The organism is Mesorhizobium sp. ORS 3428 (assembly GCF_001854785.1).
GTDB lineage: Bacteria > Pseudomonadota > Alphaproteobacteria > Rhizobiales > Rhizobiaceae > Mesorhizobium.
This window is the reverse complement of record NZ_MDFL01000126.1, coordinates 11,628-24,367: the sequence shown is the minus strand read 5'-3', so window position 1 is coordinate 24,367 and position 12,740 is coordinate 11,628. Positions and strand designations below refer to the sequence as shown.

Annotated in this window: 13 protein-coding genes; 8 read left to right on the top strand and 5 right to left on the bottom strand. The window is 64.9% G+C overall.

Translation table 11 applies throughout. From position 1 onward, the window contains the following. Positions 1-237: 237 nt before the first annotated feature. From ORS3428_RS18980 to ORS3428_RS18965, 4 genes are all read left to right on the top strand, one after another. On the top strand, positions 238-2,343 hold the full coding sequence (locus tag ORS3428_RS18980; RefSeq protein WP_071099830.1) for a molybdopterin-containing oxidoreductase family protein: 2,106 nt from the start codon (positions 238-240) through the stop codon (positions 2,341-2,343). 313 nt (positions 2,344-2,656) lie between these two features. Then, positions 2,657-3,616, top strand: a complete 960-nt coding sequence (locus ORS3428_RS18975) for an ABC transporter substrate-binding protein (protein ID WP_071100240.1) — start codon at positions 2,657-2,659, stop codon at positions 3,614-3,616. Between the two features lie 106 nt (positions 3,617-3,722). Beyond that, positions 3,723-4,532 carry an ABC transporter ATP-binding protein gene (locus ORS3428_RS18970; RefSeq protein ID WP_071100239.1) on the top strand — a complete coding sequence of 270 codons (810 nt, stop codon included), beginning with the start codon at positions 3,723-3,725 and terminating at the stop codon, positions 4,530-4,532. 11 nt (positions 4,533-4,543) lie between these two features. Then, positions 4,544-5,422 carry an ABC transporter permease gene (locus ORS3428_RS18965; RefSeq protein ID WP_071099829.1) on the top strand — a complete coding sequence of 293 codons (879 nt, stop codon included), beginning with the start codon at positions 4,544-4,546 and terminating at the stop codon, positions 5,420-5,422. A 76-nt stretch (positions 5,423-5,498) separates the two neighbouring features. Here the strand turns inward: ORS3428_RS18965 and ORS3428_RS18960 are convergent, their stop codons facing one another. Further along, the gene (locus ORS3428_RS18960; RefSeq protein WP_071099828.1) at positions 5,499-6,866 is read right to left on the bottom strand and encodes a sensor histidine kinase; all 1,368 of its coding nucleotides are present in this window, start codon (positions 6,864-6,866) and stop codon (positions 5,499-5,501) included. A 5-nt stretch (positions 6,867-6,871) separates the two neighbouring features. Further along, on the bottom strand, positions 6,872-7,540 hold the full coding sequence (locus tag ORS3428_RS18955) for a response regulator (RefSeq protein WP_071099827.1): 669 nt from the start codon (positions 7,538-7,540) through the stop codon (positions 6,872-6,874). 481 nt (positions 7,541-8,021) lie between these two features. On the opposite strand from ORS3428_RS18955, the gene ORS3428_RS18950 reads away from it, so the two are divergent. The 4 genes from ORS3428_RS18950 to ORS3428_RS18935 all read left to right on the top strand — a co-directional run bounded on the left by ORS3428_RS18950 (position 8,022) and on the right by ORS3428_RS18935 (position 9,679). Continuing rightward, positions 8,022-8,282, top strand: coding sequence for a DUF680 domain-containing protein (locus tag ORS3428_RS18950; protein ID WP_071099826.1), 261 nt, complete (start codon positions 8,022-8,024; stop codon positions 8,280-8,282). 61 nt (positions 8,283-8,343) lie between these two features. Beyond that, positions 8,344-8,550, top strand: a complete 207-nt coding sequence (locus ORS3428_RS18945; RefSeq protein WP_071099825.1) for a DUF680 domain-containing protein — start codon at positions 8,344-8,346, stop codon at positions 8,548-8,550. Positions 8,551-8,870: 320 nt separating this feature from the next. Further along, positions 8,871-9,107, top strand: coding sequence for a DUF680 domain-containing protein (locus tag ORS3428_RS18940; RefSeq protein WP_071099824.1), 237 nt, complete (start codon positions 8,871-8,873; stop codon positions 9,105-9,107). Positions 9,108-9,433: 326 nt separating this feature from the next. Then, positions 9,434-9,679 (top strand): DUF680 domain-containing protein, encoded by a 246-nt coding sequence (locus ORS3428_RS18935; protein ID WP_071099823.1) that lies wholly within the window; start codon positions 9,434-9,436, stop codon positions 9,677-9,679. A gap of 275 nt (positions 9,680-9,954) precedes the next feature. On the opposite strand, the gene ORS3428_RS18930 is transcribed toward ORS3428_RS18935, so the two are convergent. The 3 genes from ORS3428_RS18930 to purM form a co-directional block, all read right to left on the bottom strand. Continuing rightward, on the bottom strand, positions 9,955-10,464 hold the full coding sequence (locus ORS3428_RS18930; RefSeq protein ID WP_071100238.1) for a SixA phosphatase family protein: 510 nt from the start codon (positions 10,462-10,464) through the stop codon (positions 9,955-9,957). A 374-nt stretch (positions 10,465-10,838) separates the two neighbouring features. Continuing rightward, positions 10,839-11,546 (bottom strand): phosphoribosylglycinamide formyltransferase, encoded by a 708-nt coding sequence (gene purN / locus ORS3428_RS18925; RefSeq protein ID WP_071099822.1) that lies wholly within the window; start codon positions 11,544-11,546, stop codon positions 10,839-10,841. Further along, the gene (purM, locus tag ORS3428_RS18920; RefSeq protein ID WP_071099821.1) at positions 11,543-12,637 is read right to left on the bottom strand and encodes a phosphoribosylformylglycinamidine cyclo-ligase; all 1,095 of its coding nucleotides are present in this window, start codon (positions 12,635-12,637) and stop codon (positions 11,543-11,545) included. Before purM ends, purN begins: the two co-directional genes overlap by 4 nt. Positions 12,638-12,740 lie beyond the last annotated feature (103 nt).

The window sequence follows — 12,740 nt, the reverse complement described above, 5'->3', positions numbered from 1 at the left end:
TAATCTCCCCCCTTGTGGGGGAGATGCCCGGCAGGGCAGAGGGAGGCGCTGTCCCGCCAACCTGTCAGTGATCAAGCCGTCGACGGCCGTTTTCTGATTTAGAGCTAGACAATTTCCAAGGCCGCGTTCCTTCGCGCCCCCTCTGTCCTGCCGGACATCTCCGCCACGAGGGGGGAGATCGACAGTTCCTACAGCTGGCCCTACAYGCCGTCCGCAAAACCCGCTACACACCCCGGCATGAACCAGCACGCCAAGCTCAGGATCGGCCATTCGGCCTGTCCGCATGACTGTCCGTCCACCTGTGCGCTTGAGGTCGAGCTGCTCGACGACAACCGCATCGGCCGCGTCCATGGCGCCAAGGCGAACAGCTACACGGCGGGTGTCGTCTGCGCCAAGGTCGCCCGCTATGCCGACCGCGTCCACCACCCCGACCGGCTGCTGAAGCCGCTGGTTCGTGCCGGCGCCAAGGGCGAGGGCGCCTGGAAGGAAGCGAGCTGGGAAGCGGCTCTCGATCTCGTCGCGGAGAAGTTCATCTCGGCCGAGGCGAAATACGGCTCGGAGACGGTCTGGCCCTATTTCTATGCCGGCACGATGGGGCTGGTGCAGCGCGACGGCATCGAGCGGCTGCGGCACGCGAAGAAATATTCGGGCTTTTTCGGCTCGATCTRCACCAACCTTGCCTGGACCGGCTGGATGATGGGGGCGGGCGCGCTGCGAGGTCCCGATCCGCGCGAGATGGCGAAGTCCGACTGCGTGGTGATCTGGGGCACCAATGCCGTGGTCACCCAGGTCAATGTCATGACCCACGCGACGAGAGCGCGCAAAGAACGCGGCGCCAAGATCGTCGTCATCGACATCTATGAGAACGCCACCATGAAGYAGGCCGATCTCGGCCTGGTGCTGAAACCCGGCACCGACGGCGCGCTCGCCTGCGCGGTCATGCATGTGCTGTTCCGCGACGGGATGGCTGACCGCGCCTATCTCGAAAAATACACTGACGATCCGCGTGGGCTGGAAGAGCATTTGAGGACGCGCACGCCGGAATGGGCGGCCGAGATCACCGGGCTCAGCGTTGCCGAGATCGAGGCCTTCGCCCATCTCGTCGGCACGACGAAGAAGACCTACTTCCGCCTCGGCTACGGCTTCTCGCGCCAGCGCAACGGCTCGGTCAACATGCACGCCGCCTCCTGCATCGCCGCCGTCATCGGCGCCTGGCAATATGAAGGCGGCGGCGCCTTCCACTCCAATTCCGGCATCTTCAAGCTGAACCAGGACGTGCTGGAGGGAACGGCGATGCGGGACCCAAGCGTCCGCTATCTCGACCATTCCCGCATCGGCCCGGTGCTGACCGGGGCCGGGGACGCGCTTTATGGYGGCCCGCCGGTGACGGCGATGCTGATCCAGAACACCAATCCGGCCAATGTMGCCCCCGAGCAGCGGCTGGTGCGGCAGGGCTTCCTGCGCGAGAACCTGTTCACCTGCGTCCACGARCAGTTCATGACCGATACGGCGAAGCTCGCCGATGTCGTGCTGCCGGCGACGATGTTTCTGGAGCATGACGACGTCTACAAGGGCGGCGGCAACCAGCACATCACGCTCGGCCCCAAGCTGATCGAGCCGCCGGAAGGGCCGCGCACCAACCACTATGTCATCGAGGAACTCGGAAAGCGGCTGGGCGTCGCCGACCGGCCGGGCTTCGGCCTGACCGAGCGGCAGCATGTCGACATCATCCTGGGCAAGCGCGGGCTCGGCAGCTTCGACAGCCTGAAGGAGCAGAAGTGGGTCGACCTGCAGCCTGATTTCGACGACGCGCATTTCATCAACGGCTTCGGCCATGCCGACAAGAAGTTCCACTTCCGGGCCAACTGGACCGGACAGTCGGCGCCCAACCGGCCGCCGAAGAGCATGGGCCTGTTCGGCCCGGTCGAGCGGCTGCCGGAATTCCCCGATCATGTCGAGCTGATCGAGGTGGCGGATAAAGAGCATCCGTTCCGGCTGACGACGTCGCCGGCGCGCAATTTCCTCAACTCGACCTTTTCCGAGACGCCGGTATCGCAGGCGAAGGAAGGCAGGCCGGAACTCCTCTTGCACCCGGAAGATGCGGCGGCGCTGGGCATCGAGGAAGGCGGCCGAGTCGAGGTCGGCAACCGGCGCGGCGAGGTGGTGCTGCACGCAAAGCTCTTCGATGGCGTGAAGCGCGGCGTGGTGGTGGCCGAAGGCATCTGGGCGAACAGCGCGCACGAGCGCGGCGAGGGCATCAACGTGCTGACCGGCGCCGACGCGCCCGCGCCCTATGGCGGCGCCGCGTTTCATGACAACAAGGTCTGGCTGCGCAGGCTTTGAGCGGCGGCGAGTTCGGCACGGCGCAGGCCTTCGAGATGAGCCGAAAATGCCCATCGCTTCGACCGCATTGTTGCCCCTTTCGACGTCGGCTGCGCAAACGCTGACAATTTGCCGCCCGAAAAAAGCTGAAAGCCAGCTGAAAGCTTGGGCATGCCATGACAGTCTTGCGGCGTTCGTCGCGCGACCGGCCCTGGAGCGGCCGGCAAGGAGGAAATGCGGCGCAGCCCGGATGGCGCGCTGCCCAGGTGGAGGAACTTACGTGACCGGTTTCATCTCTAAATGCGCCCTGCGTTCCGCAGTGCTGACGCTTGCCATGGCTGCCGCGGGCGCAACGACTGCGTCGGCCGCCGAAAAGATCTCGATCATGGTGGGCGGCTACGAAAAACAGATCTACCTGCCGGCGAAGCTCGCCGAGGCGCTCGGCTACTTCAAGGATGAGGGCCTAGACGTCGAGCTGCTCAACGAGCCGGCGGGCGTCGACGCCGAGAACGAGATGCTGGCTGGCGCCGTGCAGGGCGTAGTCGGCTTCTACGACCACAGCATCGACCTGCAGGCCAAGGGCAAGTTCGTCGAATCCGTCGTCCAGTTCAGCCAGGCGCCGGGCGAGGTCGAACTGGTCTCGGCGAAGCATCCCGAGATCAAGTCGCCAGCCGATTTCAAGGGCATGAGCCTCGGCGTTACCGGCCTCGGCTCCTCGACCAACTTCCTGACTGAGTATCTCGCGGTGAAGAACGGGCTGAAGCTCGGCGAATTCACCTCCGTGCCGGTCGGCGCCGGCAACACTTTCATCGCTGCCATGCAGCAGGACAAGATCCAGGCTGGCATGACCACCGAGCCGACCATCACAAGGCTGCTCAAGACCGGCGAGGCAAAGGTTCTCGTCGACATGCGCACCGTGGAAGGCACGAAGGCAGCGCTCGGCGGCACTTATCCGGCCGCTTCGCTCTATATGCAGACCGAATGGGTCGACGCCCACAAGGAAACGGTTCAGAAGCTCGCCAACGCCTTCGTCAAGACGCTGAAGTTCATCAGCACCCACAGCGGCGCCGAGATCGCCGATAAGATGCCTCACGACTATTATGTCGGCGACAAGGAAGGCTATGTGAAGGCGCTTGACGCCGGCAAGGCGATGTTCACGCCCGACGGCGTGATGCCCGCAGGCGGACCGGAAACGGTGCTGGCAGTGCTTTCGGCCTTCAAGAAGGAACTGCAGGGCAAGCAGATCGACCTGTCGAAGACCTACACGACCGAATTCGTGAAGAACGTGAAGTAGCGACAATCGCCGGCGCGGGTTCCAGCCCGGCGCCGGCGCCCTATCCTGTCTCTACGTCCGGCGACGCCCCCGCGCGGCGATCGCTTGCTATTGGAGTATGCTCACCATGGCTGTCGAAAAGACCGCTCCGGCGATCGAGCTGATCAATGTCAGCCGTCGCTTCCTTTCCCCCACCGGCAAGTCGCTGACGGCGATCCGCGAATTCTCCATGACGGTCGAGCGCGGCGAGTTCGTTGCCGTCGTCGGCCCCACCGGCTGCGGCAAGTCGACGACGCTCAACCTCGTCACCGGGCTCGCCAGCCCGAGCGCCGGYGAGGTCCGCGTCATGGGCGCGCCGGTCAAGGGCATCGATCCGCGTATCGGCTTCGTGTTCCAGACCGATGCGCTGTTCCCCTGGCGCACGGTGATCGAGAACGTCATGGCAGGCCCCCTGTTTCGCGGCAAGCCGAAGGCGGAAGCTCAGGCATCCGCGCGCGATTGGCTGGCGCGCGTCGGCCTGGCGCGCTTCGAGCAGCACTATCCACACCAGCTATCCGGCGGCATGCGCAAGCGCGTGGCGCTGGCCCAGACCTTCATCAACGGTCCCGAGATCCTGTTGATGGACGAGCCTTTCTCCGCGCTCGACGTGCAGACCCGCGTGCTGATGCATGAGGAACTGCTGCGGCTGTGGTCCGACGCCAAGGCGTCGGTGGTCTTCGTCACCCATGATCTCGAGGAAGCGATTGCGCTGGCCGACAAGGTCTACGTGCTTACCGCCGGGCCTGCGACGGTGAAATCCGTCTACACGATCGACCTGCCGCGCCCGCGCGTCGTCGCCGACATCCGCTATGACCAGAGCTTCATCGACTATTCGCGCACCATCTGGGCCGACCTCAAGGAAGAGGTCGAGACCAGCTATGCCCGCGCGGCAGCATGAGGGAGGCTGAGATGACAGACGCCACCATCAACATCTCCGCGGCAAACTTCAGGCCGGGAACCTCGGATGCGGAGATCGAGGCCGCCGCCRCCAAGGCCGCCGTGCATCGCCGCCGCACCGTCCTGTTCTGGAGGCTTGCCATCCTCGTCGTCTTCCTCGGCTCATGGGAGCTCGCCGGCCRCATGGCCTGGATCGACCCCTTCTTCTACGCCATGCCGAGCACGATCGCCGGGCGGCTCTATGACTGGGCGACCGAAGGAACTTCGGAAGGTCCCCTCTGGTATCACCTCTATGTTACCATGGAGGAATCGGTGCTGGGCTTCGTCACCGGTTCGGTCGCCGGCATCGTCATCGGCGTCGCGCTCGGCCGCAACCGCCTGGCCGCCGACATCTTCTCCATCTACATCAAGTTGATCAATTCGATCCCGCGCGTGGTGCTGGCGCCGATCTTCATCATGATCCTCGGCCTTGGCCTTGCCTCCAAGGTGGCGCTGGCCTTCGTCATGGTGTTCTTCGTCGTCTTCCACAACGCCTTCCAGGGCGTGCGAGAGGCCGACCGCGCGATGATCGCCAATGCCCGCATCCTCGGCGCCTCCGACTGGCAGCTGACGCGCTCTGTGATCGTGCCGTCGGCGATGAGCTGGATCTTCGCCAGCCTGCATGTCAGCTTCGGCTTCGCCATCATCGGCGCCATCGTCGGCGAGTTTGTCGGCTCGCGCTTCGGCATCGGCCTCTTGATCAACATCGCCAAAGGCTCGTTCGATGCCGCCGGCATGTATGCGGCGATCGTCATCGTCATGGTCGTGGCGCTGGGCGCCGAATACCTGATGACGCTGGTCGAGAACCGGCTGGCGAAATGGCGGCCGCAGCCGCTGCACGAGACGCAGTGAGTGCCTGAGCAACTCCAGGAAAAGTGCGTAGCGCTTTCCGTTCGGAGTTGCGTCAAAAAGGAGCGGGCCGGCGGTTCTATGAAATGCTCGCCCGCTCCAACGGCAGCCGCACCTCGACCTTGAGCCCGCCGCCGGCGGCATCGCCAAGCGCGACGCTGCCGCCGGCATTCTCAATCACCTCGCGCACGATCGCCAAGCCGAGCCCGCTGCCTTCCTCGCTCGCACCGGCAATGCGGTAGAAGCGCTCGAAGACATGCTCCCGCTCCTCCGGCGCAATGCCGGGCCCGTCATCGGTAACTGTGAGTTGCGCCTCGCTTCCGACGGCGGCGAGCTTCACCGTCACGCTGCCGCCGGGATTGGAGTAACGCAGCGCGTTGTCGACGAGGTTGACGATCATTTCGCGCAGCATCGTGCCGTCGCCGATCACCGGCACGGGTCCGGCTTCCTCGAGGCCGAGATCGATGTTGCGTTCGATCGCCCTCGGCGCATGCGTTTCCAGCACCTGGCGGGCGGCTTCGGTGAGGTCGATGCGGTCGGCGCGCGGCCGCCGGCTGCCCGGCTCCGCCCGCGAGAGCGTGAGCAGCTGTTCGGCGAGCCGCGCCAGCCGGCCGGAGCTGGCTTGCAGCGCCACCAGCGCTTCCTGGCGCTGGTCGGCGGCAGTCTCGCGCAGCGCATAGCTCGCCTGTGTCGACAGCAGCGCCAAAGGCGTGCGCAGCTGGTGCGCGGCGTTGGCGATGAAGCGGCGTTGCGCCGCCATTTGCGCCCGCACGCGCTGCATATAGGCGTTGAGCGCGTCGATCAGCGGCCTGATCTCGCTCTGCGCGCCGGGAACCTCGACCGGCTCGAGCTCGCTGCGGCTTGGCGAGCGCACCGCATCGCGCAACCGGATCAGCGGCGCCAGCCCACGGCGCAGGCCGAGCAGCACGAACAGGCCGGCGATCGCCACCAGCGCCAGCTGCTGGGCGAAGGCATTGAGCCAGAGGCGTTTCACCATCGCGTCATGCCCGGCGAGCGTGACGCCCACGGTGACCTTGATCGGTGAATCCGCGCCGGCGCCGATCACGGCCTGGCTGAGGGTCAGGAGGCGAAGCCGGTGATCGCGGTAGGACGCCTCGATGCTGTCGCGTTGAGTGGCCTTTGGCAGGTCGGGATAACCGGTCAGCAGCTGCCCGCCGGCGGTCTCGACCCGGTAATAGACGCGGTCGCGGTCGCCGGTGTCGAACATCTCGAGCGCCGCGGGCGGAATGGTCGCATAGAGCACGCCGTCGTCCATTGCCACCTGCTCGGCGATCGCGCGGGCCGATCCGACCAGCATGCGGTCGGTAACCAGGTCGGCGGTAGCAAGCGCATTGCCATGGCTGGTCCACAGATTGACGGTGGCGAGCCCGGCCAGCGGCAGCACCACCCAGGCCAGCAATTGCAGGCGGAGGCTGCTAATCCTCATGGCGCCTAGTCTTCATGGCGCAGCAAATAGCCGAGGCCGCGCAGAGTGGCGATCTGGACGCGCGAGCCTTCCAGCTTCTTGCGCAGGCGATGCACATAGATCTCGATGGCGCTGGGATCGGCGTCGGTCTCGAAATCGTAGATCGCCGCCGACAGTGCTGCCTTGCTCACCGTGCGCCCGGCCTTGACCACCAACTGCTCCAGCACCGCATGCTCGCGCGGTGTCAGCGACAGCGTCTCGCCGGCGAGCGAGAACAGCCTGGTGTTGGTGTCGAAGACGAGGTCGCCGCAGGAGATGACGGGCGCCCTTCGGTCGTTGGCACGACGCAGCTGCACGCGGATGCGCGCCTCGAGCTCCTCGATCTGGAAGGGTTTTGCGAGATAGTCGTCGGCGCCTTCGTTGAGGCCTTTGACCCGACCGTCGAGACTGGCATTGGCGGTGAGCACGATAACCRGCACCGGGTTGCCGCGTCCCCTCAACCGCTTCAGCACCTCCATGCCGCCCAWGCGCGGCAGGGCGAGGTCGAGGATGATGAGCGCATGGTCGCCGGCGGCCAGCGCGTGCTCGACATCCTCGCCGTCATGCACGACATCGACGACATAGCTTGCCTGGCGCAGCGTCTTGCTCAGCCAATCGGCCAGTTCGCGATTGTCTTCGACAAGCAAGAGCCGCATCGTTGATCGCTGTCCAGGAATGTCTCCGTCCGRGCAGCCTGCCTTACGCAGGCGGGGCAGGTTGCCCGGACGGACAGTTGAAGACAATCGATAGTATCGATCCGCCGGCAAGGCAAACGCCGGCTAAGACCCGCGTCAGCGGCGGCTCCAAGGTGAGGGTCGGGCGCTACCGCCGATAAAACCGAACGGTTCGGTTCAAATTATGTTGACGGATCGTGCATCACGGGGTGAACGCCGGCTCGGCAAGTCGTGGCCGGCGTTTTGCGATTATTTCAGATAAGCTATTGATAAAAAAGAAAAAAATAATCGCACTAGAATCCCTTTGCCTGATTTCAAGAGGTCGATTCAGCGCGCCGGCGGAACATCTTCGTGATTGGAAATGGCAGCAAGACAGACCCACTTGCACGGTGTCCGAGCGACGCGATTTCCATTACGGCACGCCACTTGACGGACACGACTTTTGAAATCTGGAGTATCTGAGATGAACAAGATTGCTCTTACCGCCGCGGCCCTGCTCGTTRCCACGGGCAGCGCCTTTGCAGGCAGCGACCATTATGGTTCGAACAACGTCAGCCAGYCGACCGCCAATCAGTCGGCCGTGACACAGTCTGGCGACAACATCGACCGCAGCTACACGGCTTCRATCCGCAGGCCGGTCGAGCGCCGCGTCGAGCATCGTGCGTTCCAGCTGACGCCCGAATCGGTCCAGCCGGAATCCGGCCAGGGCATCTGGGGCCGCTAAGCCCGGCCCATCCCGAACCGAACCAAGCCAACCATCAACTTTCAAATCTGGAGTACCCAAAATGACTAAGATCGCTCTTACTGCCGCTGCCCTTCTGGTTGCCACCGGTGCCGCTTTTGCCGGCTCCGACAATTACGGCTCGGCCAATGCCAACCAGCCGGCCGCTTCGGTCGACACCTCGTACACTGCTTCGATCAAGAAGTCGGATGCGGATGTCCAGAAGCCGGTGACCCAGGGCGCCGACCGCGACCTGTTCGGCAACCACTAAAGGTCTCATCCTCGATAGACCTCAAAGCGGCGGGCTTGTCCCGCCGCTTTGCTTTGTGGAGCCGGCTATCCGTTGGGCCGGCTTCTCCATGCCTTCGGTCGAGCCATCATCACGAAGGGGTGATGCCTGTAACGAGGCCCCGCGTGCCGTCGAAGTGAGAGCAAGGGCCGACGAGCGGGGCCGATGCAAGGAAATCCAGGAGAGTGGAACGAGCGGGCAGCACCCGGGCGACGTCCGGAGCGTGCGTGTCGGTTCGCAAAGCCATCGTGTCGCCAATCGCGCCTGATCGACAGGACAACCCTAGAACCAGGAGCAATGACATGACCAAGATCGCCCTTACCGCAGCCGCCATCCTCGTCGCCACGGGTACCGCTTTCGCCAGCAGCGACTACTACGGCTCGAACAACGCCAACCAGCCTGCCGTTACCGCGTCCGCCGCCAATGTGGACACCACCTTCACGGCTTCGATCCGCAAGCCGGTCGAGCACTATGGCGCCGTCAAGACGACGTCTGATACTGTCCAGCCCGAATCCGGTCAGGGCATATGGGGCCACTAGAGCCGTGCGGACGTGAGCGGAAGCTGCTGAGCCAAGGCGGGGACTGCAACTTCGGTCGGGTCCTGAAAACCTCAAGGCGGCGGGCTTGTCCCGCCGCTCTGATTCTGGAGCCGGCTATGCGTCGGCTTGAATCAGTCAGGCAGCCGCCCGTTCCAACCCATTGTTCGAAATTGGCTTTCCGGGCGACGTCTCGACTGCAGCCGCGAAGAGGTCGGCTAAGAAGAAATTTCGCCCGGGAATAAATCCGGGCTGTTCCGGGTCTTGTCGGCAGCGGGGCCATCCTCCCAAGGCGCCGCCGATGAAACGACAGGACAAGGAACGCTCAAATGACCAGGATCGCATTCGTCGCGGCCGCCATGCTCGTCGCTGCCATGGGCAGCGCCTCAGCCGGCAGCGACCACTACGGCGCCGACAACGCCAACCAGCCGACCGCCGGCGTCGATCGCGGCCTCACCGCTTCGGTGCGCAAGCACGAGGCCGCCAAGCCAGCCAATGTCGACACCTCGACGACCACCGGAGCAGCGCCGTCGCAGGCCTGGCCGGATCCGGGCCAGGGCATCTGGGGCAATTGATTTCGCGGCAGGCTCGCCCTGCCGCCTAGGTCGTTGTTTGGCTAGGCTGGCATTCCTTCGCACCCCCCTCTGGCCTGCCGGCCATCTCCCCCGCAAGGGGCGAGATCGGATGTCGCGCCCGCTTTCGCCAATCGCCGAGGTTGGCGGAGAAGTGCCGTCGACGAAACTGCCAATCTCCCCCCTTGCGGGGGAGATGTCCGGCAGGACAGAGGGGGGTGCTGTCCCGCCGACCTGCCTAGTGGTGACGATAGGTCCAGCCGCCTATATACGCGCGCCTATCCCAAATCCTTCGGCCTCACGAAATCCGTCAGTCGGGCACCACCGAACTCGAGGTTCGCCCAGCCCTCGTCCACCGTGAACCGTGCCAGCGCCGCCGTCGGAAACTTCGCTTCGATCTTCTTGAACGCACCGGCGTCCGATCCGGCGCCGGCGAGCCTAAGCACGAAATTCTGCAGGCCGGGATTGTGGCCGATCACGATCAGGCTGGTCGCCTTGGCCTCCCGCACGCGCGCCAGGATTGCGGCGGCCGTCGCCTCGTAGAGCTCCTCCGCGAATTCCGCCGGCACATGCCTCGCCAGTTCCTGTGCGGCCAGCCGCCAGGTGTCGCGGGTGCGCAGCGCCGGCGAGACCAGCGCGAGGTCTGGTACCCAACCGCGCCGCGAAAGCTCGCGCCCCATCCGCGGCGCCGTCTTCAGCCCGCGCGGGGCGAGAGGACGGTCGAAATCCTCAAGCTTGGGATCGTCCCAGCTCGACTTGGCGTGGCGCAGGACAAAGAGTTGTCTCATCGGCATTGTTCAGGACCAGGGAATCTCAGCGTTGAAATCCTTGCCATATCGACCACCATACTTCGCGCCTGTGGCTGCATCAAAGGCCGCGGTCAGGACGTCGCAGACAAAGAGCCCAACGCGCTGTTCGGCACTGTCCCACCTGATGGCGACATCTGCCTCGGTGATAGCCCAGGCGCCCGATCGAATATGGATTATGCTGATGATCGAGCCGGCTGTGTCGTTCAGCGTTTCGTACAGGTAAAAATATGCGGTCGCTATCTGCGGCCCATTGGTCTCGTCATATTCGAAGATACCTGCGAGATCGCTCTGGTCCGGACCGCGCTTTTGAAGATATCCAAGCCTGTAAGGTCCTGACCAGCGCTCTCAAAGAGCTACGGCGTAATCCGCGCCAGCTGTTCGAGGTCGCGCTCCTCGCGCAGCGGGTCCGGCGCCATCACCACCGAGGTGGCGTTTTCGGCGTCGTCGGCGAAATGGGCAAAGACGGTGTGACCATTCTCCATGCGCGCCTTGCCTTCGGCGACAAGCCCCAGCGCCAGCGGGTAGAGCCGGTGCTCAGCCTTCAGCACACGCGCGGCGAGCGTGTCCTCATTGTCGCCGACCATCACCGGCACGGCGGCCTGGGCGATCACCGGGCCGTCGTCCATTTCGCGGGTGACGAAATGCACCGAGCAGCCGTGGATGCGCACGCCGGCGCGGATGGCCCGGGCATGCGTGTCCAGGCCTTTGAAGGCAGGCAGCAGGGCAGGGTGGATGTTGACCATGCGGCCCTGCCACTTCTCGACGAAGCCGCGGCCGAGGATGCGCATATAGYCGGCTAAAGCCACGATCTCGGCGCCGAAGCCGGTCAGTGCCGCATCGATCGCTTCGTCATGCGCGTCCTTGTCTGCATAGTCGGCGCGCTGGATGAGCTTGGTGGCGATGCCGCGCGCCTGTGCGATGCCGAGGCCGGCCGCGTTCGCGCGGTCGGAGATGACGCCGACGATCTCGGCCGGATAGGCCGGGTCGCCGGCGGCAGCGATCAGCGCCGTCATGTTGGAGCCGCGTCCCGAGATCAGGACAACCGTGCGTTTCCTGCTCATAGCCCGATCGAGCCCCGATAGATCACGCCGGCGTCGCGGCGGGGCACGATGCGGCCGATCGACGTCACAGTCTCGCCGGCCTCCTGCAGCACCGCCGCAACCTGCGCCGCCTGGCCGGAGGCGACGGCCAGGATCATGCCGATGCCGCAGTTGAAGGTGCGCATCATTTCTTCCGGCGCGACGCCGCCGGTCTTGGCGAGCCACGAGAACACCGGCGGCACATCGATCGCCTCGAGGTCCAACTCGGCCGAAAAATCCTTGGGCAGCACGCGCGGGATGTTTTCCGGAAAACCGCCGCCGGTGATGTGGGCTAGCGCCTTGATGCCATGGGTGTTGCGGATGGCCTTGAGGATCGACTTCACATAGATGCGCGTCGGTTCGAGCAGCGCCTCGGCGAGGCTGACCTCCTCGTTGAACGGCGCCGGATCGTTCCAGCCGAGCCCGCTGCCGGCCACGATGCGGCGCACCAGCGAAAAGCCGTTGGAGTGGAGGCCCGAGGAGGAGAGACCAAGCAGCACGTCGCCCTCGACGATGTCGTCGGTCGGAAGCAACTGGCCGCGCTCTGCCGCGCCCACGGCGAAGCCGGCGAGGTCGTAGTCCTTGCCGTGATACATGCCGGGCATTTCGGCGGTCTCGCCGCCGATCAGCGCGCAGCCGGCCTGCCGGCAGCCTTGCGCGATGCCGCCCACGATTGCCGCCCCCTGGTCGGGGTCGAGCTTGCCGGTGGCGAAATAGTCGAGGAAGAACAATGGCTCCGCGCCCTGCACGACGATGTCGTTGACGCACATGGCGACGAGGTCGATGCCGATCGTGTCGTGCTTGCCGGACTCGATGGCGATCTTGAGCTTTGTGCCGACGCCGTCATTGGCCGCGACCAGCACCGGATCGGTGAAGCCGGCGGCCTTCAAGTCGAAAAGGCCGCCGAAGCCGCCGATCTCGCCGTCGGCGCCCGGCCGGCGCGTGGCGCGCACCAGCGGCTTGATCTTCTCGACCATGAGGTTGCCGGCATCGATGTCGACGCCCGCCTCGGCATAGGTGAGCCCGTTCTTGCGCTTGGCCGCATCGCGCTTGCCGGTGTCGCGCTTGGTCATGTCTGGCTCGTCACTGTTTCCATTGCGGGCTCTTCGCATGAATGGTTTCGAGGAGCAAGGCGATTAGCCGATCTACCCCCTTGTGGGGGAGGTCAGCAGCTTC